This is a genomic window from Caproiciproducens sp. CPB-2 (assembly GCF_036287215.1).
Classification (GTDB): Bacteria; Bacillota; Clostridia; order Oscillospirales; family Acutalibacteraceae; genus Caproiciproducens.
On the sequence record NZ_CP142860.1, the window covers coordinates 3110994 to 3131011 of the forward strand.

A 20018-nucleotide genomic window follows, 5' to 3' on the forward strand; every position below is an offset into this window, starting at 1 on the left:
CTTTTCAGTCCGGCGGGTTCTCTTTTTTGCTTTTTGTACGTCCGGCGCGCTTGCAGTACGGCGGATATTTTTTATGGCTTCGATGATGCTCGAGGCACTCGGCGCATTCCCCATGGCGCTCACAGTTGATCTTCGGACAGCTGCAGGTGTCCGTCCCGTTTTCCAGTAGCATGCTTATCTCCTTTTGGCCGCGAGGGCGACCCAGCCTTTTTCGGTTCTGCGACTGACGATTGTAAACTTTTTCTCCACCTCGTCCAGAACGTCCCGCTCGCGGGTGTCGATAATTCCGCTCATCAGATAAACCGTATCCGGATACAAAAACCGCTCGATGTCCTTTGTGAGCAGGATGATCACATCCGCGACGATGTTCGCGACGACAATGTTGTATTTTCCGCTGACCTTGTCGGTCAGGTCGCCGCAGATGCCGGTAAAGCGGTCGGCCACCCCGTTGATTTCGGCGTTCTGTTCGGCGGTCTTGACCGCGAGCGCGTCGATGTCCACACCGACGGCCTTCTTCGCGCCCAGAAGCAGGGCCGCGACGGAAAGGATGCCGCTTCCGCAGCCGACGTCCAACACCTCGCAGCCGGGCGTGACGGTTTCCTCCAGCAGCTCCATGCACAGGCGCGTCGTTTCGTGGGTGCCGGTGCCGAACGCCAGCCCCGGCTCCAGGTGGAGCACCTTGCGGTCCCCGGCATCGTATTCTTCTTCCCAGGTGGGGCGGATCAAAAGCTTTTTGCCCACCGGAATCGGCTTGAAATATTTTTTCCAGTTGTTGATCCAGTCCTCCTCCGCACAGTTCGCCGTGGTGATCGTATGCCGGATTCCCTCCGCGTTGTAGCGCTCGCTTAAAAAGGCGATGGCCTCCACGGGGTTTTCCTCCGGGCTGATATAGACGTGCACCTTTGCCTTTGAGCGGTCCTTTTTCAGCAGGTCCTCGTCGATCAGGTCGATGTGCGCGATTTCCTCCACCTCTTCGCACAGATGCGAATAATCCTCAATATAAATTCCGTACGGCACCACCATCTGGGCAATGTCGCCGGCCCTGTCGATCTCCTTTGCGTCCACTTCTGCCGTTACTTCCGTCCAGTCCATTGTTTCCTCCTGCTGTCTTATACTGTCAGACTGCGACAATTGTGCAAGCCAACGCAGAAAGCAGAATTGCACAGCAATTTTGCGGTTGCACAACTTTGTCGTCAGTCTGAGCCGGGGAAGCAAAGCTTTCCCGGCTGTTTCCTTTTCATTATAACCCAGGATTCTGAAAATTTATAGACTTATTTTGCAGGGCGCGCGAATACACTTGATTAATGAAGTTTATTAAAGGTGTTAATCGAATGAAAAAGCGCGTTTTTTACCTGAATGCGGTCATCCTGACCGCCAGCAGCGTCCTTCTGCGGCTGAGCAACATCTGGTTCCGGGTGTTCATCTGCTCAAAAATCGGCGCGTCCGGCATGGGACTGTATCAGCTGATCCTGTCGGTCTTTGTTCTGGGCATCACCCTGAGCACCTCGGGGGTGGGCCTTGCCGTCACGCGCCTTGTGGCGGAAGGGCGCGGCACCAGGGACAGCATCCGGCGCTGTGTCTGCTACGCGCTTGTTTTGAGCCTCCTGGCGGCGGGGGCGCTGTTTACCTGTGCGGATTTTATTTCCGTACATTTTATCGGCGACGCCGTCGCCGCAGCGCCGCTGCGGATTCTGGCGCCAAGCCTTCCCTTTATCGCGATATGCTCCTGCCTGAAAGGTTATTTCCTTGCCATCCGCAACACGATCGTTCCCGCGTGCGGCGAGTGGCTGGAGCAGTTTGTCACCATCGGCGCTTCCATTTTCCTGTTCACCAGGCTCGCCGCGCCGCTGGAGGCGCTGATGCTCGGCTCTACCATAGGCGAGGTCTTTTCCTGCGCGTATATCGTCGTGCTGTACCTTGTCTTCGCCGGCCGGCGCGGCCTTTCCAAAGCGAAAAGCAGCGGCGTTTTCCAAAGCGTCCTTCATATTGCGGCCCCGGTCCTGTTCGGCTCCTTTTTCCGCAGCCTGCTGAGCAGCACCGAAAACATTCTCATTCCCCGCGGGCTGAGAAAATACGGCGCCGGGGACAGCGGCGCGCTGGCGCAGTACGGGACCATGCAGGGCATGGTGATGCCGATTCTGTTTTTCCCTTCCGCCTTTCTCGCCGCCCTGTCCATGCTGCTGATTCCCGAAATGGCGGAGGCCAACGCGGGCGGAAAACGGGTGACGATTCAGAGGTCGGTTGAAAAGGCGATGCGCTTTACACTCACCTTTTCGTTTCTGATGACCTCGGTCCTCATCGTATTTGCGGACAGTATCGGAATGGCGTTTTATAAAAGCGCACAGGTGGGAAATATTCTGCGCATTATGGCGCCGATTCTTCCGCTGATGTACCTTGACAGCGTGGTGGACGGGATGCTCAAGGGCCTTGACCAGCAGCTGTATTCCCTCAAATACAATTTCAGCGACTCGGTGATGCGCGTCCTCCTGATCGCGGGGCTGGTGCCGATTTTCGGCATCCGGGCCTATATCGCCATCCTTTTTATGAGCGAGATTTACAACGCTTCCCTGAGCATCAACCGGCTGCTGAAGGTGACCGCCATAGAGGTGGATGTGGTAAGCTGGATTCTCACTCCGGCGGTTCTGGCCGCCCTATTGTATTATTTGCTTCTCTTGCTTCAGAAAGCGCCTTGTTTTGCAGTTTGACAAAATGGCTGTAAGCAGTTAAACTTATACCTATCCTGCAAAATGAGGGAGAAAAATGGATAATTTCTGGATCTTATTTCTCGTTTTTACCGTATACAGTTTCCTCGGCTGGCTGACTGAGAGTATTTTCTGTTCCGTCCCCGTCGGAAAATTCGTCAACCGCGGATTCCTGAACGGACCGTTCTGCCCGATTTACGGCGTAGGCGGCGTGGTCGTCGTGTCCGCCCTGACGCCCTTTAAGGACAATCTTGTCGTTCTTTATCTGGCCGGGGTCGTCATCACGACCCTGCTGGAATACGGGACAGGATTCGCCCTTGAAAAAATATTCCATACAAAATACTGGGACTATTCCACCCATCGATATCATTTTCAGGGCAGGATCTGCCTTGAAAATTCGCTGTTGTTCGGCGTGATGTGTGTGGTCGGCATCCTTTTGATCCACCCGACGCTCCTCGACCTGCTGGAATCCGTTCCCGAAACGGTTCTGCCTTGGGCAGCCGGTATTTTTGTGCTGTACTTTGTCTGTGACACCACTTTGTCCGTCTACACCACCTTCAAGCTGAACGGAAAGCTGGACGAAATGCAGCAGGTGCTGGATGAAATCAGAGAAAGGGCCGCGGCCTTTAAAGCGGATAAAATTGAAACCATGCAGTCCGCGCTGGCGTGCCTGATCGATGAGGAAACGAGAGCGGCTTATCAGAAAGCCCTGAGTGAGCTTTACGAAAAGAAGGATAAAATTGAAGCGGACATCAAGTGCCTTCAATGCCGCATTATCAGCGCGTTCCCAACTATGAAATCCATGCGTTCCAATGAATCCCTGCAGAGAATGAAAGAGATCATCCGGGAAAAGACGAAGAATATCCGCCGCGGATAAATCAAAGGGCCGCCGATGAATCGGCGGCCCTTTTTTTACCTCTCCGGGTTTCTTTTTATAAAATGTTTCACTGCAAAGACCAGCGCGATGACCGACCACATCGCCGTACAGGCCAGAGTAAGCGTTCCCCCGCTTCCGCCCGCTCCGGCGGAAAACTGATAGGAGTACCTTACAAGCCCGTATCCCGCGGCAATCACCGCAACGACAGCAGCCAAAATGATCACCGCGGCCGTTTTGGCGGTGACCCGCCGGGGCGTTTCCTTCGGGCCTACCAGCGCGTCGCCCCAGATGCAGCGGCAGATAAAATACGTGCACCCGGCCAGCAACAGAATAAAGGTGTTCATCGGGGGCTCCATCCACACAAAGCCCAGTCCGCCGATAAACGTATCCATGAGGATTAGGAACGATAACAGAACAAAAGACTGATAACCGTACCGGTAGCGTCTGTTTTGCTGCAATTCGTCAAATTCAATTTTTTTCATGATCGTCATCCTCCCAAAATAGCTGATCCAATGTTTTCCCCAAAACCCTGCATATGGCAATGCACAGGTTTACCGATGGATTATAATCGCCGTTTTCGATAGCATTTAAGGTCTGCCGTGTGACCCCGACCGCCTCCGCGACTTCCTTCTGCGACATATCCAGCGCGGCCCTTGCGGATTTCAGGCGAAGATTCTTGCCCAACCGAAATTCCTCCTTTGCACTTCCGATACACGCAGTATATCATATATTATGCATAATGTCAAATATATATTACATAATATCCAAAATTAATTGCTTTATGAGAGAGGCTCTCAGTTCACTGGATCCCTCCGGCTGTTTTGCTGTACGAAAAAAGGGCCTGCTGAAAAGCAGGTCCCTAAGTGATCGATTCGTCACGCGACGTCTTTTTGACTCCCTCTTTGAGAGAGGCCGGCACAACCAATTTTTTACTTCACCGCGACGACTTCGACTTCCACCAGCACATTCTTGGGAAGCTGCTTCACGGCGACGCAGGAACGCGCGGGTTTGCCTGTAAAGTATTTTCCATAGACAGCGTTGAAGGCGGAGAAATCGGCCATATCCGCCAAAAAGCAGGTGGTTTTTACCGCGTTTGTAAAATCGGCGCCCGCCGCCTTTAACACCGCGGCGATATTATGCATGACCTGTTCGGACTGCACGGTGATGTCGCCCTCGGCGATCTCCCCGGTCGCGGGAACGATCGGAATCTGCCCGCTGAGGTATACGGTATTGCCCGCCCCGATCGCCTGGGAATACGGGCCGATAGCGGCCGGTGCGTCTTTTGTTGAAATAACCTGACTCATGTTGTCATCCTCCATTTAATGAATTACATATTTTTGATATGGTATCCCGCATCGACAATCGCCCTGCGGATCTGCTCCAGATGCTCACGGTTTCTGGTCTCCATGCGGATGTGCAGGTAGCAGTCGTTGATGCCGGTATTCTCCCCGCCGCGGTCATGATGGACACTGACCACATTGGCGCCCAGATCGGCAATGATCGCGGAAACGTCCTTCAGCTGGCCCGGCTTATCGACCATGGCGATCACGAGGTCGCCCGATCGCCCGGCTTTCAGCAGGCCGCGGCTGATGACGCGGGACAGGATGGTCACGTCGATATTGCCGCCCGACAATAAGCATACCACTTTTTTACCCTTCACATCAACCTTATTGAACATGGCGGCCGCAACGGCCACCGCGCCCGCCCCCTCGGCAATCAGCTTCTGCTGCTCGATCAGCGTGAGAATCGCCGTGGCGATCTCGTCGTCCGTAACCGTGACCACCTCGTCGACATATTTGCTGCAGATGTCAAAGGTCGTGTCCCCCGGACATTTTACCGCGATTCCGTCCGCAAAGGTCGAAACGCATTTCAGGGCCTCCACCTGCTTGTCGGCGAGCGCCTGCACCATGCTGGGCGCGCCGCCGGCCTGTACGCCGTACACCTTGCAGTTGGGGTTCAGCGATTTGACGGCGTAGGCAACGCCGGAAATCAGCCCGCCGCCGCCGACCGGGACGATCACCGCGTCCACATCCGGCAGCTGACTCAGAATTTCCAGCCCGATGGTCCCCTGGCCGGCGATCACCTGCGCGTCGTCAAACGGATGGATAAAGGTCGCGCCGCTTTCCTCCCGCAGCTCACAGGCCTTCTGATACGCGTCGTCGTAGACTCCCTTGACCAGACAGACCTCGGCCCCGTAGCTTTTGGTCGCCTCCACCTTGGAAATCGGCGCGCTGTCCGGGATGCAGATCAGCGACCGGATCCCGTTTTTCGCGGCGGCAAGCGCCACTCCCTGCGCGTGGTTGCCGGCGGAGCAGGCGATCACGCCCCTTGCCTTTTCCTCCTCGGTCAGCTGAGATATTTTGTAGTATGCGCCGCGTACCTTAAACGAACCGGTGATCTGAAGATTTTCGGTCTTCAGGTAAATCTGGCTTTCCGGATTGATGAGCGGTGCGTGAATCAATGCCGTCTCGCGGATCACTCCCTTTAAAACATAGGCGGCGTGATAAACCTGATCTAACGTCAACAAGCTGATACCCCCAACGATTATTATTTCATCATGGCCATTGCGCCGGTGCGCAGGATTTTCAGGACATTGTACGGATTGTACAGTTCAATAAAAGAGTTGATGGTGTTCGCGTCGCCGGTCAGCTCCATGATCATGGAATCCGGCTGTACATTTAAAATACCGGCGTGGAACACATTCGCGATTTCCACCAGCTTTTCGCTGTTCTGCAGGTTCCGCTCCACCTTCAAAAGCAGATGCTCGCGCACGACGGCCTCTTCCCGGTTGAGCACGGTCACTTCCTTGATGTCGACCAGCTTGCTCACCTGTTTATCCACCTGGCGGACAATGCGGTCGTCGCCCGAAACGACGATCAGGATACGGGAGTATTCCGTGTTTTCCGTCTGGGCCGCGACAATGCTCAAAATGTTGTAGCAGCGGCGGCTGAACAGCCCGGCGATGCGCAGAAGAACGCCCGGATTATTTCTGGCGAGTACGGACAAAACATATTCTTTATCGTTATCATGATTCATTATAATCTGTCGCTCCTCACATTTCAAGAATCGGATTTTCCACCGAGCCGCCCGCCGGTACCATGGGCAGCACATTGACGTCCGGATTGATATGGCAGTTGATCAGGACCGGTTCCCGCAGGGCAAGCGCCTGCTTCAGCACTGGTTCGATTTCGCTTCTGCGGCTGATGGTAAACGCCTTCACGCCGAACGCCTGCGCCAGCATTTCATAATTGGTGGTCCTGTCCAGCGTCGTCTGCGAAAAGCGGCCGCCATAGAAAAGCTTCTGCCACTGACGCACCATACCGAGCACCTGATTGTTGAAGACCAGCTCGATCACCGGGATATTGTACTGCGCCGCGGTGGAAAGCTCGTTGCAGTTCATATGGAAGCTTCCGTCGCCCGCGATGTTGATGACGCGTTTGCCGGGGTTTGCGACCTGCGCGCCGATCGCCGCGCCGAGGCCGAAGCCCATGGTCCCCAGCCCGCCGGAGCTGACAAAGTGCCGGGGGGTGCGGAACCGGTAGAACTGCGCCGTCCACATCTGGTGCTGGCCGACCTCGGTAACAAGGATCGCTTCGGAATCCGTAAGGCGGTCAAGGGTTTCCAGGACCTCCTGCGGCAGGACCTCTTCCTCCGACGTGCTTTCCTGCACCAGCGGATACAGCGCTTTCCACTCCGCGATCTCCTCCATCCACAGCTTGTGCTGACGCTGTGAAAGCATCCCGTTCAGGTGCGCCAGAATTTCTCTGGCGTCGCCCTTCATCTTCAGGTCCACATCGATATTCTTATTGAATTCCGCCGTATCGATCTCAATCTGGATAATCGGGCAGTGCCGCGCAAACAGGTTCGCGTTGCACAGCACGCGGTCGGAAAAGCGTGTTCCCACGGCAATCAGCAGGTCGCAGTTTTTAATGGCGAGGGCCGCCGTGTTCGTTCCGTGCATGCCCAGCATTCCGATATAGCGCGGGCCGGTCTGGTCGTAGCCGCCCTGACACATCAGCGAAGAGGAAACGGGCGCGTCGAGAAGTTCCGCGAATTTTTTCAGCTCGCCGTAGGCCTCCGCGGCAATGACCCCGCCGCCCGTATAGATAAACGGCCTTTCGCTCGTCCGGAGCATCTCCAAAGCCTGCTCGAAGCGCTCCGCCCAGGGGAAGTCTCCCCTCGGCGCCGGGAGCGGCGGCTGCGGCGTATATTCGTATTTCTGCGCCGTTACGTCCTTTGGAATATCCACAAGCACCGGCCCTTTCCGGCCCGTACCGGCAATCAAAAACGCCTTGCGGATCGTATCGGCTAAGTCCTCGATATTTTTCACCAGATAATTATGTTTGGTGACCGGCATGGTGATGCCGGTGATATCCACTTCCTGAAAGCTGTCCAGCCCCAGAAGGTCACAGCTTACGTTGCCGGTAATCGCGACCATCGGGACCGAATCCATATAGGCGGTGGCGATCCCGGTGACAAGGTTGGTCGCGCCCGGGCCGGATGTTGCGATACAGACCCCCGTTTTTCCGGTCGACCGCGCGTAACCGTCCGCCGCGTGGGCCGCGCCCTGCTCGTGGGCGGTGCGGATGTGGTTGATCTTATTCCTGTACTCGTAAAGCGCGTCGTAAATATTCAGCACCGCCCCGCCCGGATAGCCGAAAACCGTATCCACGCCCTGCTCCAGCAGACATTCCATAATGATCTGCGCCCCTGTTAACTGCATTCGTATTCCTCCTTAAAGACACATCTTCCTCAGATAAAATAAAAAAGCCTTCGCCCCTGCATAGAGGCGAAGGCTTACCTTCGCGGTACCACTCTAAATTCGCCGGAAAACCGGCATCTCAGCATGCATCAAACAATGCACTCCCCTGTAACGGTGGGAAACCGGGCGTACTTACTTAGCGACTGTTCAGCTGCCTGCTCCGGGGTGATATCCTGCATTCACCGCGCCGTCTTTCACCTGCCGACGGCTCTCTGTGAGCGGAAAGGATGCATTCTGTCCCCATCTGCGCATTTGTGTTATTAGTTTATAGCATATTATATTCCGCCCTGCTTGTCAAGTATTTTATCAAAATCACTTGACCGCACCGGCCGAACGCACGGCGGAATCTCTCTGGCTCGGCACAATAACCGGATCGACCTGTTGATTGGTATCATAAGGCATGACGCCGGGACTTACGGGCTGATTGGTAAAGTACGGCATAACGGACGGTTCCAGGCTTCCCGCGGAAGCTGCGCCGCTTTTCGTCACGCCCGGCACCGCGGCCGCAGAAGCCGGCCCGCAAATCGTCAGCATCACCGCCCACAGCATCAGAACACCCACTGCCTTTCTCATACGCTCATCCCTTCCAAAAGACCGGTTTTTTTACCCGGTGTCCGTGTTCCCTTAATATTATGAAACGCGAATTATCTTTATTTTTCCGCCCCGAATTGATTCTTAATCCAAATTTTACGCCACTTTGAAAAAAAGTCAAGAGGAAGCGGGGACCCGGCTTTCCCATCTTAATTCTTATGAATAAATAAAAAGGGAAAGGTGCATAATAAGGCAAAGGAGTGAAAAAGATGTTAGATAAAATCGCATTGCTCTTGGTTATCATCGGCGGTCTGAACTGGGGGTCCATCGGTATTTTCCAGTTCGACTTTGTTTCATGGATCGGCGGCGGTCAGTCCGGAATGTTCAGCCGGATCATCTATGTACTGGTTGCAATCGCCGCGATCTGGTGTATTTCACTGCTGTTCAGAGACGACGAGGCCGTCCGTGAAACCACATAATGGAGGCCCTCCCGAAAAAATGGGAGGGCTTATTTTTTGCTATCTGTTGTTGTCCGGAATAATGTCGTCAGGTGTGGCTTCGACAGAATCTTTTCCTTTTCCGGCCGATGATCCGCTGATTTTCCATTCGTCAGACGATGTTTTATCGTCCTTTTTGGGATAAGCGCTGTTGACATCCTGGCCGAGGCAGTTCATATCGGTGAGGCCACATTTTTTCTCATCATTCTCGGTATCGCCGTTCATATTCGTAATACTGTATTTCTTACTCATGAGTTTCTCCTCTTTTCCATAGCATTGGGGACATTTTTACTATTCCCAAAGCGGATGGCGTTATACCGCCCTTTCAGAAAAGCCGTTCACGCAGAGCCGAAAAAATGTGCCGGAAAACAACAAGCACACCGTTTCATGTCATACGAAACGATGTGCCTGCTGCTATGGTGTGTGTCGAAACATGGAATAAGTAAAGGAGTAATCAAAAATTAATTTCAGAGCTTTTTCTCTGAAGCGGCATCCTGTACGGACTCGGCGATCTCCTCCAGGCTCTGGTTGGCGCTGGAGCCGACCGCGGCTACTACCGCACCCTCTACCAGGGGGCAGTCGAGCATCCGTATTTTTCGTTCGGGCATATTTTCAATCACCATCTCCGCCGTCATGACCGCGCTGCCCATATCCATCAGGATCACTACGCCGTCATCGGTATACACGGAGTCTATGGCTGTACTGATTTTTTCAAAGCTGGTGCCAAAGGTACCGTCGTCAAGGCCCCCGGCCGGAACAACCGGCGCGTCGGCCGCCATCATCTTTGCCAGTTCGGCAACGCCTTCGGCAAGCTTTTGACTGTGGGATACAATAATAATTCCTACCATATTGAACCTTTCCTGACAACTTTATAACATTCTGTCGATTACTTTCAGCATTAAGCAGGCGGAGGTTGCTCCCGGGTCCTGATGCCCAAGGCTTCTTTCCCCAAGGTAGCTGGCCCTTCCCTTTGTTGCAATAATGGTTTTGGTATATTCAACGCCCTTTTCAGCGGCTTCCACCCCCTGGGCGAGCGCAGCCTTAAAGTCGTTATTTTCCGCATAGCTTTTTTTAATGGCATTCAGCGCGGGAATCAGGGCGTCCAGCATCGTCTTTTCGCCTTCGTGCGCCTTTCCCCTCATTTCGATTCCGCCGATGGCGGCTTCCAGCGCGGCAATAAAGTCGCTGCCGTCTATTTCGGTTTTCGCGCCGACCGCGACGCCGGCCCTCATAAACGCGGTTCCGTAAAGCGGGCCCGAAGCGCCCCCCACAGTGGAAACCAGCGACATGCCGACCGTTTTCAGAATAGACCCGATATCCTTTCCGGAGAGATCGGCCAGTTTCTTTTCTACCTCTTTGAATCCTCTGGCCATATTGATTCCATGGTCACCGTCACCAATGACATTGTCCAGTTCCGTTAAAAAATCTTTTTCCATCTGAATTTGCTCGCCGATCTGTTTCAGTATTTCTATTACTTTACTGCTGTCCGTCATAATGATTTCCCTTTCTCAAAAGATATATCCATATCATTCAATAATAAATGATAGATATGCAACCAGATGAAAATTATGCGGCGGAACGGTGCGCCCCGCCGCACACAGCAAACCTTTATTGTTTAAACGCAGGGGTATCGGCCTTTGCATCGAGAAGCTCCTTGAGCTCTTCGTCAAGACGGAGCAGGGAAATGGAGAAGCCCGCCATTTCAATGGAGGTCATGTAATTGCCGACGAACGTCTTATAAATTTTGATTCCTTTTTCCGTCAGGTAATCATGGACCTTATTGTTGGCAATGAAGAGCTCCATCAGGGGCGTCGCGCCGGAACCGTTGATCATGACCGCAACTTCTTTGCCGCTGTAATCAATGTCCGCTACGATCTTATCCAGAAGCATGGTGACGATTTCATCCGCGCTCCTGATTTTCTCCCTGTGGGTACCCGGCTCGCCGTGGATGCCGATTCCGATTTCCATTTCGTCCTCGCCGAGCTCGAAACCGGGCTTGCCGGCCGCGGGAACGGTACAGGGCGTAAGGGCCATGCCCATTGTCCTGACATTGTCCACGACCTTCTGAGCCACGCGGTGGACCTCGTCCAGGTCCGCCCCGGTTTCGGCCTTCGCGCCCGCAATCTTATGGACAAACACGGTTCCGGCAACGCCGCGGCGCCCGGTCGTGTAAAGGCTGTCCTTGACCGCCACGTCGTCGTTGGTCACCACGTATTTTACGCTGACTCCGTCCGCTTCGGCCATTTCCGCCGCCATCTCGAAGTTCATGACGTCGCCCGTGTAGTTTTTCACTACCATCAGCACGCCCTTATCCGTAGCGATGGCTTTGATGCCCTCATAAATCTGATCAGGAGTGGGAGAAGTGAACACCGCCCCCGCTACGGCGCAGTCAAGCATTCCCTCGCCGACATAACCGCCGTGCGCAGGCTCATGGCCGCTGCCGCCGCCGCTGATAAGCGCCACCTTGCCTTCTTTTTTGTGAGCCCTGACGACCACGTTGCCGCAGTCCAGTTTCCTGACGTGATTAGGATACGCTTTTACCATGCCGACAATCATTTCCTGTTCCACATTGTCCACGCTGTTAATTAACTTCTTCACAAAAAACGCCTCCTGTCATTTATTTTAATAGATCATTACGGCAGCGCTCCGATCTTATTCCAGCTCTTTCGTCGCTATAATATCGACCGGCGTACCGCATACATTTTTAATAAGGACTTCCCCGATATGGATCGGACGCATGACCGTGTGGCGGGAAATCTCTTTCAGGCAATCAAAAATTTTACTCTTTTCGATCGGCCGGGAGGTTTTGACGGAAAGCGGCTGAGTGGTTCCGTACACCTTCATCAGGGCGGTCACCATTCTGGTCGGAAGCGTCAGCTCCTCCTGTGCATATTTTTTACCGATATTGCAGGTATAGCCCTCGATGGATAAAATCCGATCGCCGTCCACCTCCGCGGTAATCCGGCAGCCCATCGGGCAGCCGATGCAGGTAATTTCTTTTATCATGACTGCTGCGCCTCCACTCTTACAGTGATTTTGTCAGCATTGGCATTTTTCCGCAGATATTCCGGAGTGAATTTCAGCGTCACCATTTCGCCGGGGGTCAAGATCCGGCTCTTTTTCTCGGCTGCCTGAACGTCTCCGACATCGATACAAACCTTTGCATCCTTGTAAACGCCCCTCGGACGGAACATAATGGTGATCGGCTCATCCAGCTTTTTTGAGATATGCTGGGGAACCGCGCCGGATACGCCGAAGCCGTTGACCACTTCCAGCGTCTCTTCGTCCTCCGCCAGCTGGCCCTGTACATATTTGTAGGCATTGACGCCGGCTTTGGCGGATTCCTCGGATACGAAGTCGACCAGATCATGCACATGCAGCACGTTTCCGCAGGAGAAAATCCCATCCACGGAGGTCTGGAGATTTTCGTTTACCTCCGCGCCGTTTGTCGCCGGGGAAATCTTTACGCCGGCCATGGTGGACAGCTCGTTTTCAGGAATCAGGCCGACGGAGAGCAGCAGAGTATCGCACTCGTAATACTCTTCCGTCCCGGGAATGGGCTTAAGCGTTTTGGGATCGACCTTTGCAACCGTTACGCCTTCTAAGCGTTCCCTTCCGGCAATATCGACCACCGTATGGCTGAGCAGAAGCGGAATACCGTAATCGTCAAGACACTGCACGATATTTCTTTTCAATCCGGCGGAGAAAGGCATCAGCTCCACGCACGCCAGAACCTTTGCGCCCAGGAAAGTCATTCTGCGCGCCATAATCAGCCCGATATCTCCGGAACCGAGAATGAGGACGCGCCTGCCGGGCATCAGGCCCTTCAGATTCGTAAATTTCTGTGCGGTGCCCGCCGTGTAGATGCCGGAGCATCTCCAGCCCGGTGTGGCGAGGGATCCTCTGGGGCGCTCGCGGCAGCCCATGGCAAGGATGATGGATTTCGCTTTGAAATGCTCCAGGCCCGCGCCCCTGCTGACCGCGGTCACCACCTTGTCCGGGGTGATGTTGATGACCATAGTGTCGCACTGGGAGGGGATGCCGTACTCCAGCACCTTGTCGATATATCTCTGCGCGTATTCGGGGCCGGTGAGCTCTTCCTTAAAGGTGTGGAGCCCGAAGCCGTTGTGGATACACTGCTTCAGAATACCGCCGAGGTTTTCTTCTCTTTCGAGAATCAGAATGTTCCTCGCACCCGCTTCATAGGCGGAAACCGCGGCCGCCAGGCCGGCAGGTCCGCCGCCGATGATCAAAATGTCTACATTACGCATCTTCATGATCCCCTTTCTCAAAAAGGTAACTGTCCAGATATTTGGAGTTTCCTCCGAACTTTGTCACTTCCAGCGGGGATATATGAAGCTCTTCACACAATATTTCCAGGGTTCTCGGGGTACAGAAGCCCGCCTGGCACCGTCCCATTCCGGCTCTTGTCCTTCTCTTGATGCCGTCGACCGATCTCGCCCCGACCGGCCTGCGGATTGCTTCCCTGATTTCGGCTTCCGTCACGGTTTCACATCTGCAGACGACCTTTGCGTAATCCGGGTTGATGGAAATTGCCATTGCCCTTTCTTCGTCCGTCATCTCCCTGAACTTCGGTATCCCTTTTCTGATCGGGTTGAAATCATCCTTTTTCTTCGCTCCGAGCTTGTCGGTGATCCTGTCCGCCAGATACACGGCAATCGCCGGGGACGAGGTCAGTCCCGGGGATTCCACGCCCGCCGCGTTGAAGAACATCGGCGCGTCCGGCGCTTCGCCGAGGACAAATTCATTTCTGTCGCAGTGCGCGCGCAGTCCGGAGAACGTGGTGATGTAGTTTCTGGCGGGAATATGCTCCCAGGTAAGGCTGGCGAATTTCAGGACCTTGGCAAGCCCTTCGGGTGTGGTTCTGGTGTCCGTCTTATCATCGATATCCTCTGCGGTCGGCCCGATCAGGATGGTCCCGTCCACGGTGGGGGTCACCAGGATTCCCTTGCCCATTTTGGTCGGCAGCTGGAAAATCGACGCGTGGAAGGCATCGCAGAATTTCTTATCGACGATGTAATACTCGCCTCTGCGGGGAACAATGGTGATTTTATCCTCGGAAACCATATTGTTGATTACGTCGGAATAAAGTCCGGCACAGTTCACGACCGCTTTTGCTGTAAAGGTACCAGCCTTGCTTATAACTTTCCATCCGTCTTTTTCTTTTTCAATCGCAGTAACTTCTGCTTCACGGTAGAAATTAACACCGTTCATCGCAGCGTTTTCGGCAAAGGCTTCGGTCAGTTCATAGGGGCAGACGATTCCGCCGTTGGTGACCAGGAGCGCTTCGTACGCCGTGCTGCCAATGTTCGGTTCTCTTTTTCTAAGTTCATCTTGTCCGATAATGCTGAGTCCGGGGACTCCGTTTTCTATCCCCTGCCTTTTTAAAGCTTCCAGGCTTTCATGGTCTTCCGGGCTGAAGGAAACAACCAGGGAGGTATTCCATTTGTGCGGAACATCCAGCTCTTCGCAGATCTGGTCGTACATTTTGTTGCCGAGCACGTTGAACTTCGCTTTTTGGGTACCGGGATGCGCATCATAGCCGCCGTGAATAATCGCGGTATTTGCCTTACTTTGGCCGTTGCTGATATCATCGGTTTTTTCCAGCAAGGCAATGTTCAGGCTGTATCTTGACAATTCTCTGGCCACCGCGCAGCCCACGACACCTCCGCCGATGATGATTACATCTACCATTTTGTGAACACCACTCTTTAATTTATTTGGAATTTTTTAAAATAATGCAGGGGCAAATTTTATTCGCCCCTGCAAATATTTTATCAATTCATCGCTATGTACTTACAAGGCATATTAATTCTTTAATATAACCTAAGACAACCATGAATTACCACGGGATCGACGCATATAAGAACGCGCCGAGCAAACCGCCGATGATGGGCCCGAAAATCGGAACGACAAGGCCGTAGCTCCAGTTGGAATCGCCTTTGCCCTTAATGGGGAGGATGGCGTGGGCGATACGGGGTCCGAGGTCACGGGCGGGGTTAATCGCGTAACCGGTCAGCCCGCCGAAGGACATACCGATGGAGACGATGATTCCGAATACAAACAGGTTGGAAACGCCGACCGTGCCGGCGCCGGTCACATTGCCGATGCCAAGGATGGCAAACACGAGTACGAAGGTTGCAACGGCTTCGCAGAAAATATTGCGGGGAATATTGCGGACAGCAGGACCGGTTGAGAAAACGCCGAGTTTCGGTCCGGCCTCTTCCGTCGCGTCGAACTGATCCTTAAACATCAGATAAACGATAATACCGCCTACACAGCCGCCGGCTACCTGAGCAATGATATAACCGGGGACCATGGCCCAGCTGAATTTGCCGATCGCGGCAAGCGCTATGGTCAAAGCGGGGTTGAAGCTTGCGCCGGAAGCCGCGCCGAAAATGCACGCCGGAATCAGAACCGCAAGGCCCCAGGCCAAAGTGATCTGAATGGAGCCCGCACCCTTCATCCCGGATTTATTCAGTGTAACGTTGGCGACAACGCCGTCGCCCAGCATGATCAGCATCATTGTTCCCAAAAATTCCGCAAGATATGGTAACATTAACAATACACCTCAATCTTTTTTTAATACCGGCCCCTTTCGATAGGAGGTTTCCCCTGCCGAGGGGCCGGCCTGAATTTTAATCGTTTACTCTCTAACCGTAATGCAAAACGGAAGAATCAGTCTTCCTTGGCCCAGCCGAAGGAGCACTTAACAGCCTTGCTCCAGCCTTTGATGATCTCCGCACGATGAGCGGCATCCATGGAAGGCTCAAAAATCTTGGAAATCTGCCAGTTTTTAATAACGTCTTCCTTGCTTGCCCAGTAGCCAACCGCAAGGCCGGCCAGATAAGCGGCGCCCATTGCCGTTGTTTCAATGCACACCGGTCTGTGTACGGGTGCGTTGATCACATCGGCCTGGAACTGCATCAGGAAGTTGTTTGCGCACGCGCCGCCGTCTACCTTCAGGGCGTTCAGCGTAATGCCGGAATCTTCCTGCATCGCTTTCAGCACGTCATAAGTCTGATAGGCAAGGGACTCGAGCGTAGCTCTGACAAAATGATACTTATTGACGCCTCTGGTGATACCGACGACGGTGCCTCTCGCGTACTGATCCCAGTGCGGAGCGCCAAGGCCCGTAAACGCGGGAACGACGTAGCAGCCGTTTGTATCGCTGACCTTTGTCGCCAGATACTCGGAATCGGGCGATGTGTCAACCAGACGCATCTCGTCGCGCAGCCACTGAATTGCGGCGCCGGCTACGAAGATGGAACCTTCGAGCGCATAATTGACTTTTCCGTCAAGGCCCCATGCAATGGTGGTGACCAGGCCGTTCTTTGAATAAACCGGTTTTTCGCCCGTGTTCATCAGCATGAAGCAGCCTGTGCCGTATGTATTCTTCGCTTCGCCCGGAGTGTAGCAGGTCTGGCCGAACAAGGCTGCCTGCTGGTCGCCCGCGGCGCCGGCAATCGGAATCGCCCCGCCGAAGAAGGACGGATCGGATTCGCCGTATACACAGCTGGACGGTTTCGCAGTCGGGAGCATGCTCTCGGGGATATTGAGCTCTGCAAGAATCTCTTTGTCCCATTTGAGTTCCGTAATGTTGAACAGCATTGTTCTGGAAGCGTTGGAATAATCGGTGACATGAACCTTGCCCTTTGTCAGGTTCCAGATCAGCCATGTTTCAATGGTGCCGAACAGTAAATCGCCGGCTTCTGCTCTTTGCCTTACGCCCGGAACATTGTCAAGGATCCATTTTACTTTTGTGCCCGAGAAGTAAGCATCGATCATTAAACCTGTCTTTTTCCTGTAGATTTCTGTTAAGCCCTTCGCCTTTAAGGAGTCGCAGTACTGCGATGTACGTCTGCACTGCCAAACGATGGCGTGGTAAACAGGTTCGCCTGTTTTTTTATCCCACACAACGGTTGTTTCACGCTGATTGGTAATACCGATTGCCGCTATATCCGCCGCAACCGCGCCAATCTTCAGCATTGCTTCCTGAGCAACACCGATCTGGGTGGACCAAATTTCCATCGCATCATGCTCAACCCAGCCCGGCTTCGGAAAATACTGCGTGAACTCTTTCTGTGCCACGCTGCACATTTCACCCTTCTCATTGAAAAGAATACAGCGGGAACTCGTTGTGCCGGCATCCAGCGCCATGACATACTTGGCCATAAAAAAACCTCCCCTAAAATGTTTTTCCGATACAATAAATTGTATCTTTGTTTGCCCTAAGGCACCTTCCCATAACTTTGGTTTTCCGGCTTGCGCCGTATTACCATCTATGTTCATATCATAGCACTGAAAAGGAATTTTGTATTTAGACAATTCACGTTTTTTGTTTAGATTTGATAAATATCATATGATTCAATTATTTTTTTTGGTTATTCTTGTATATGGTGCTACTTGAATTATTTAATTTTTCTATAATAGATTCATGCTATTTAGCAAAAATGGATACATCATATTTCCGTATAATAAAAAATCCCCGTACGGAATGTACGGGGATCAAAATCATATCGCAATTTTTTTTTGTTTTTCCGTGCCGTGGTAAATCATCCGGAGCAGAGCTTTGATTTTTTTGATGACAAAATCCTCATCCTCCTGCATTCCCCGGCTGACCCACTGGATGCCGTAATTTACAAACGCGGTGGTAAAAAAATCGACCAGAAAATCCGCATCTTCCTTGCTTATGTATTTGCAGTTTTCAAGATCAATTCCCAGCTTTTCCACCCAGGAGTGCACAACGGGCTGTAAAAAACCTTCCATATATTCTTTTTTGATGGAGCGGATGGTATTTCTGCAGAACGCGCGGTTGGCTTTGCAGTATCTCATAGCCTGCACGACCGCCTCCTCCCACTGCACGTCCTGTTCTTCCCCCATCTGGCCGAAGATATCGTTCCGGTAAATCCAGCTCAACAGCTCGTACATATCTTTGAAATGGTAATAAAACGTCTGACGGTTCAATCCGCAATTACTGGTTACATTCTGGACGGTGATTTTGTTGAATGGGGTCCGGCTCATCAGGTCCTTCAAAGAATTTGCAAGCTGCTGTTTGGTTTGCGATGCATATTCCATGTTTTTTCCTCCATTTTAACATTCAGCCATTTTAGCAAAATAGATAAAACAAACACTCATCCATAATGTATATTATACTATATAACACGATTATGATTCAAGAGTAATTTTGCCATGGAGGAAACCGGGCCCGGCTGCCCGCAGGCTTATTTCCGCACAAGGCGGCGCGGGCTTGTGCTTTCTGTCAGGACGGAAACGATCAGGCAGGCGATCCCCAATCCCAGCAGAATATCCCCCGCGCTGATAAAGCTGCCGATACAGGGGACCGGCACGGGGATCACGTCGCCCAGAAAATAGAGCCTCGCTCCGCCGGTGGCGACAAAATAGTTGGCTTTTTTCGCGTAGACGGCTTCCGGGGTCATACCGGGGAACATCGCAAGCGCCGAAGGAGATACCGGCATGCGGAAATTGTTGCACACAATGACAAGCAGGTTGCAGAGCGTGCCGGCTCCGGCAAGGATCACCGCGGTCAGCCGGCGCCGATTCAGAATCAGAAAGACAATAATACACAGATAGCTGATCCCCGTAAAAAGCCACGGAACCTTCGCGGCAAAGTCGGGGAACCGGGAAAACGGAAGTTCCGCCAGCAGGCCGGCCACAGGAAGCCACAGGCCGCGGACGAAGGAAAGATTGCCGTATTGATTTTTTACGCCCCTTATATGGTTGACGGCAGTCGCAATCAGAAAACCCGCCAGCACAAAAACAAATAATACCATTCTTAATCTCCGGTTCTATGAAATGACGCCCTGCTCGCGGAGGACCTCCAGAAAAGCGCAAACCACCTTCGGGTGGAACTGTTTTCCGCTTTCCTCTTTTAGAATTTCCACCACCCGCTCCACCGGCATGCTGGCGCAGTAGGGGCGGTCGCTGGTCATGGCGTCGTAAGCGTCCGCCACGCCGATAATATAGACCGCGGTGGAAATCTCCCCGCCTTTTGTATGGTCCGGGTAGCCGCCGCCGTCATACCGCTCGTGATGGTGGAGAATCGCTTCGCGGATCGCGTCGTTCAGCTTTACATTTTTCAGAATGGACGCGCTGATCTGCGGATGCGTCATAATAACGGCGCGTTCCTCCGGCGTAAGCGGGCCGGGCTTATTCAGTATTTTTTCGTCGATACCGATTTTGCCCACGTCATGCAGAAGGGCAGCCACCTTAATGTCGTCGATATCGCCCGGATGATAGTGCATTTTCCGGGCGATCATTTCCGCATATTCCTCCACGCGGTGCGCGTGGCCTTCGGTATACTTGTCCTTTGCCTCCAGCGCGGCCGTCAGGGTTTTGACCATATTGTAATAGTTCGCCTTCGCGTCAAGATAAAGGACAAAGCTGTAGCGTGCAAGAAGCAGAGGCAGCATAATAAAAAGAACCAGATATACTCCGTTCTCCATTACAAGAATTTTGGCAATAAAATATGCAATGGGTGCGGACGCCGCTATGTTGGGCATAAATTCCCATAGATTTTTTAGAAGCGCTGGGAAAAATGCTCCCTGGCCATTCAACGTGAAAAGGAGCATCAGAATACTGCAGTTCAGCAGAATAAAAGAAAAAGA

At 53.0% G+C, this 20018-nt stretch carries 24 protein-coding genes and 1 other annotated feature; of the genes, 3 read left to right on the forward strand and 21 right to left on the reverse strand.

The genetic code is table 11. From position 1 onward, the window contains the following. Nucleotides 1-4 precede the first annotated feature (4 nt). Nucleotides 5-172, reverse strand: a complete 168-nt coding sequence (locus VXK30_RS15500) for a hypothetical protein (RefSeq protein ID WP_275713345.1) — start codon at nucleotides 170-172, stop codon at nucleotides 5-7. 2 nt (nucleotides 173-174) lie between these two features. After that, entirely contained in the window at nucleotides 175-1092 is a 918-nt protein-coding gene (gene prmA, locus VXK30_RS15505) for a 50S ribosomal protein L11 methyltransferase (protein ID WP_275713344.1), read from the reverse strand. A 239-nt stretch (nucleotides 1093-1331) separates the two neighbouring features. Between prmA and VXK30_RS15510 the strand changes: the two genes are divergently transcribed. After that, nucleotides 1332-2705, forward strand: coding sequence for an oligosaccharide flippase family protein (locus tag VXK30_RS15510; RefSeq protein ID WP_275713342.1), 1374 nt, complete (start codon nucleotides 1332-1334; stop codon nucleotides 2703-2705). Between the two features lie 55 nt (nucleotides 2706-2760). Then, the gene (locus VXK30_RS15515) at nucleotides 2761-3579 is read left to right on the forward strand and encodes a putative ABC transporter permease (protein WP_275713340.1); all 819 of its coding nucleotides are present in this window, start codon (nucleotides 2761-2763) and stop codon (nucleotides 3577-3579) included. 35 nt (nucleotides 3580-3614) lie between these two features. Here VXK30_RS15515 and VXK30_RS15520 read toward each other — a convergent pair whose 3' ends face one another. The 7 genes from VXK30_RS15520 to VXK30_RS15550 form a co-directional block, all read right to left on the reverse strand. Next, nucleotides 3615-4061: a hypothetical protein gene (locus VXK30_RS15520; protein WP_275713338.1), complete on the reverse strand. Its 447-nt coding sequence runs from the start codon at nucleotides 4059-4061 to the stop codon at nucleotides 3615-3617. Next, nucleotides 4048-4263 (reverse strand): helix-turn-helix transcriptional regulator, encoded by a 216-nt coding sequence (locus VXK30_RS15525; RefSeq protein WP_141826396.1) that lies wholly within the window; start codon nucleotides 4261-4263, stop codon nucleotides 4048-4050. The genes VXK30_RS15520 and VXK30_RS15525 overlap by 14 nt, the downstream gene beginning before the upstream one ends. Before the next feature lie 245 nt (nucleotides 4264-4508). Next, complete coding sequence (locus tag VXK30_RS15530) at nucleotides 4509-4883, reverse strand: RidA family protein (RefSeq protein ID WP_275713336.1); 375 nt, start codon at nucleotides 4881-4883, stop codon at nucleotides 4509-4511. A 23-nt stretch (nucleotides 4884-4906) separates the two neighbouring features. After that, nucleotides 4907-6106: a threonine ammonia-lyase gene (gene ilvA, locus VXK30_RS15535; protein WP_275713335.1), complete on the reverse strand. Its 1200-nt coding sequence runs from the start codon at nucleotides 6104-6106 to the stop codon at nucleotides 4907-4909. A 20-nt stretch (nucleotides 6107-6126) separates the two neighbouring features. Beyond that, on the reverse strand, nucleotides 6127-6615 hold the full coding sequence (gene ilvN, locus VXK30_RS15540; protein WP_275713334.1) for an acetolactate synthase small subunit: 489 nt from the start codon (nucleotides 6613-6615) through the stop codon (nucleotides 6127-6129). Between the two features lie 16 nt (nucleotides 6616-6631). Next, on the reverse strand, nucleotides 6632-8302 hold the full coding sequence (gene ilvB, locus VXK30_RS15545; RefSeq protein ID WP_275713332.1) for a biosynthetic-type acetolactate synthase large subunit: 1671 nt from the start codon (nucleotides 8300-8302) through the stop codon (nucleotides 6632-6634). A gap of 59 nt (nucleotides 8303-8361) precedes the next feature. After that, nucleotides 8362-8597: a binding site (T-box leader), on the reverse strand. A gap of 56 nt (nucleotides 8598-8653) precedes the next feature. Further along, nucleotides 8654-8914 (reverse strand): hypothetical protein, encoded by a 261-nt coding sequence (locus tag VXK30_RS15550; protein ID WP_275713331.1) that lies wholly within the window; start codon nucleotides 8912-8914, stop codon nucleotides 8654-8656. A gap of 227 nt (nucleotides 8915-9141) precedes the next feature. On the opposite strand from VXK30_RS15550, the gene VXK30_RS15555 reads away from it, so the two are divergent. Then, the gene (locus VXK30_RS15555; protein WP_038325962.1) at nucleotides 9142-9351 is read left to right on the forward strand and encodes a DUF378 domain-containing protein; all 210 of its coding nucleotides are present in this window, start codon (nucleotides 9142-9144) and stop codon (nucleotides 9349-9351) included. Between the two features lie 39 nt (nucleotides 9352-9390). Here the strand turns inward: VXK30_RS15555 and VXK30_RS15560 are convergent, their stop codons facing one another. The 12 genes from VXK30_RS15560 to VXK30_RS15615 all read right to left on the reverse strand — a co-directional run bounded on the left by VXK30_RS15560 (nucleotide 9391) and on the right by VXK30_RS15615 (nucleotide 19913). Next, nucleotides 9391-9621 carry a hypothetical protein gene (locus VXK30_RS15560; protein WP_275713329.1) on the reverse strand — a complete coding sequence of 77 codons (231 nt, stop codon included), beginning with the start codon at nucleotides 9619-9621 and terminating at the stop codon, nucleotides 9391-9393. Nucleotides 9622-9836: 215 nt separating this feature from the next. Continuing rightward, entirely contained in the window at nucleotides 9837-10217 is a 381-nt protein-coding gene (dhaM, locus tag VXK30_RS15565) for a dihydroxyacetone kinase phosphoryl donor subunit DhaM (RefSeq protein ID WP_275713328.1), read from the reverse strand. Nucleotides 10218-10238: 21 nt separating this feature from the next. After that, a complete protein-coding gene (gene dhaL, locus VXK30_RS15570; protein WP_275713326.1) occupies nucleotides 10239-10862 on the reverse strand; it encodes a dihydroxyacetone kinase subunit DhaL in 624 nt (207 codons plus the stop codon). Nucleotides 10863-10977: 115 nt separating this feature from the next. Then, nucleotides 10978-11967 (reverse strand): dihydroxyacetone kinase subunit DhaK, encoded by a 990-nt coding sequence (dhaK, locus tag VXK30_RS15575; RefSeq protein ID WP_275713324.1) that lies wholly within the window; start codon nucleotides 11965-11967, stop codon nucleotides 10978-10980. 54 nt (nucleotides 11968-12021) lie between these two features. Continuing rightward, entirely contained in the window at nucleotides 12022-12375 is a 354-nt protein-coding gene (locus tag VXK30_RS15580) for a DUF1667 domain-containing protein (protein ID WP_275713322.1), read from the reverse strand. Beyond that, nucleotides 12372-13640 carry an NAD(P)/FAD-dependent oxidoreductase gene (locus VXK30_RS15585; RefSeq protein ID WP_275713320.1) on the reverse strand — a complete coding sequence of 423 codons (1269 nt, stop codon included), beginning with the start codon at nucleotides 13638-13640 and terminating at the stop codon, nucleotides 12372-12374. The genes VXK30_RS15580 and VXK30_RS15585 overlap by 4 nt, the downstream gene beginning before the upstream one ends. Beyond that, nucleotides 13633-15084: an NAD(P)/FAD-dependent oxidoreductase gene (locus tag VXK30_RS15590; protein ID WP_275713318.1), complete on the reverse strand. Its 1452-nt coding sequence runs from the start codon at nucleotides 15082-15084 to the stop codon at nucleotides 13633-13635. The genes VXK30_RS15585 and VXK30_RS15590 overlap by 8 nt, the downstream gene beginning before the upstream one ends. 148 nt (nucleotides 15085-15232) lie before the next feature. Further along, the gene (locus VXK30_RS15595) at nucleotides 15233-15949 is read right to left on the reverse strand and encodes an MIP/aquaporin family protein (protein ID WP_275713316.1); all 717 of its coding nucleotides are present in this window, start codon (nucleotides 15947-15949) and stop codon (nucleotides 15233-15235) included. A gap of 119 nt (nucleotides 15950-16068) precedes the next feature. Then, nucleotides 16069-17565, reverse strand: a complete 1497-nt coding sequence (gene glpK / locus VXK30_RS15600) for a glycerol kinase GlpK (protein ID WP_275713315.1) — start codon at nucleotides 17563-17565, stop codon at nucleotides 16069-16071. Between the two features lie 339 nt (nucleotides 17566-17904). After that, the gene (locus VXK30_RS15605; protein ID WP_275713313.1) at nucleotides 17905-18468 is read right to left on the reverse strand and encodes a TetR/AcrR family transcriptional regulator C-terminal domain-containing protein; all 564 of its coding nucleotides are present in this window, start codon (nucleotides 18466-18468) and stop codon (nucleotides 17905-17907) included. A 146-nt stretch (nucleotides 18469-18614) separates the two neighbouring features. Continuing rightward, nucleotides 18615-19184 (reverse strand): DUF5317 domain-containing protein, encoded by a 570-nt coding sequence (locus VXK30_RS15610; RefSeq protein ID WP_275713311.1) that lies wholly within the window; start codon nucleotides 19182-19184, stop codon nucleotides 18615-18617. A 15-nt stretch (nucleotides 19185-19199) separates the two neighbouring features. Then, nucleotides 19200-19913 (reverse strand): HD-GYP domain-containing protein, encoded by a 714-nt coding sequence (locus tag VXK30_RS15615; protein ID WP_275713309.1) that lies wholly within the window; start codon nucleotides 19911-19913, stop codon nucleotides 19200-19202. Nucleotides 19914-20018 lie beyond the last annotated feature (105 nt).

Excerpts from the sequence above, each read along its gene's own strand:
- ilvN (WP_275713334.1), bottom strand. The coding sequence starts at position 6,615 with ATGAATCATGATAACGATAAAGAATATGTTTTGTCCGTACTCGCCAGA.
- ilvB (WP_275713332.1), bottom strand. The coding sequence starts at position 8,302 with ATGCAGTTAACAGGGGCGCAGATCATTATGGAATGTCTGCTGGAGCAG.
- VXK30_RS15590 (WP_275713318.1), bottom strand. The coding sequence starts at position 15,084 with ATGGTAGATGTAATCATCATCGGCGGAGGTGTCGTGGGCTGCGCGGTG.
- VXK30_RS15560 (WP_275713329.1), bottom strand. The coding sequence starts at position 9,621 with ATGAGTAAGAAATACAGTATTACGAATATGAACGGCGATACCGAGAAT.
- VXK30_RS15615 (WP_275713309.1), bottom strand. The coding sequence starts at position 19,913 with ATGCCCAACATAGCGGCGTCCGCACCCATTGCATATTTTATTGCCAAA.
- VXK30_RS15550 (WP_275713331.1), bottom strand. The coding sequence starts at position 8,914 with ATGAGAAAGGCAGTGGGTGTTCTGATGCTGTGGGCGGTGATGCTGACG.
- VXK30_RS15595 (WP_275713316.1), bottom strand. The coding sequence starts at position 15,949 with ATGTTACCATATCTTGCGGAATTTTTGGGAACAATGATGCTGATCATG.
- prmA (WP_275713344.1), bottom strand. The coding sequence starts at position 1,092 with ATGGACTGGACGGAAGTAACGGCAGAAGTGGACGCAAAGGAGATCGAC.
- VXK30_RS15520 (WP_275713338.1), bottom strand. The coding sequence starts at position 4,061 with ATGAAAAAAATTGAATTTGACGAATTGCAGCAAAACAGACGCTACCGG.
- dhaM (WP_275713328.1), bottom strand. The coding sequence starts at position 10,217 with ATGGTAGGAATTATTATTGTATCCCACAGTCAAAAGCTTGCCGAAGGC.
- VXK30_RS15530 (WP_275713336.1), bottom strand. The coding sequence starts at position 4,883 with ATGAGTCAGGTTATTTCAACAAAAGACGCACCGGCCGCTATCGGCCCG.
- glpK (WP_275713315.1), bottom strand. The coding sequence starts at position 17,565 with ATGGCCAAGTATGTCATGGCGCTGGATGCCGGCACAACGAGTTCCCGC.
- VXK30_RS15515 (WP_275713340.1), top strand. The coding sequence starts at position 2,761 with ATGGATAATTTCTGGATCTTATTTCTCGTTTTTACCGTATACAGTTTC.
- VXK30_RS15610 (WP_275713311.1), bottom strand. The coding sequence starts at position 19,184 with ATGGTATTATTTGTTTTTGTGCTGGCGGGTTTTCTGATTGCGACTGCC.
- VXK30_RS15580 (WP_275713322.1), bottom strand. The coding sequence starts at position 12,375 with ATGATAAAAGAAATTACCTGCATCGGCTGCCCGATGGGCTGCCGGATT.
- VXK30_RS15585 (WP_275713320.1), bottom strand. The coding sequence starts at position 13,640 with ATGCGTAATGTAGACATTTTGATCATCGGCGGCGGACCTGCCGGCCTG.
- VXK30_RS15605 (WP_275713313.1), bottom strand. The coding sequence starts at position 18,468 with ATGGAATATGCATCGCAAACCAAACAGCAGCTTGCAAATTCTTTGAAG.
- VXK30_RS15500 (WP_275713345.1), bottom strand. The coding sequence starts at position 172 with ATGCTACTGGAAAACGGGACGGACACCTGCAGCTGTCCGAAGATCAAC.
- VXK30_RS15510 (WP_275713342.1), top strand. The coding sequence starts at position 1,332 with ATGAAAAAGCGCGTTTTTTACCTGAATGCGGTCATCCTGACCGCCAGC.
- dhaL (WP_275713326.1), bottom strand. The coding sequence starts at position 10,862 with ATGACGGACAGCAGTAAAGTAATAGAAATACTGAAACAGATCGGCGAG.
- VXK30_RS15555 (WP_038325962.1), top strand. The coding sequence starts at position 9,142 with ATGTTAGATAAAATCGCATTGCTCTTGGTTATCATCGGCGGTCTGAAC.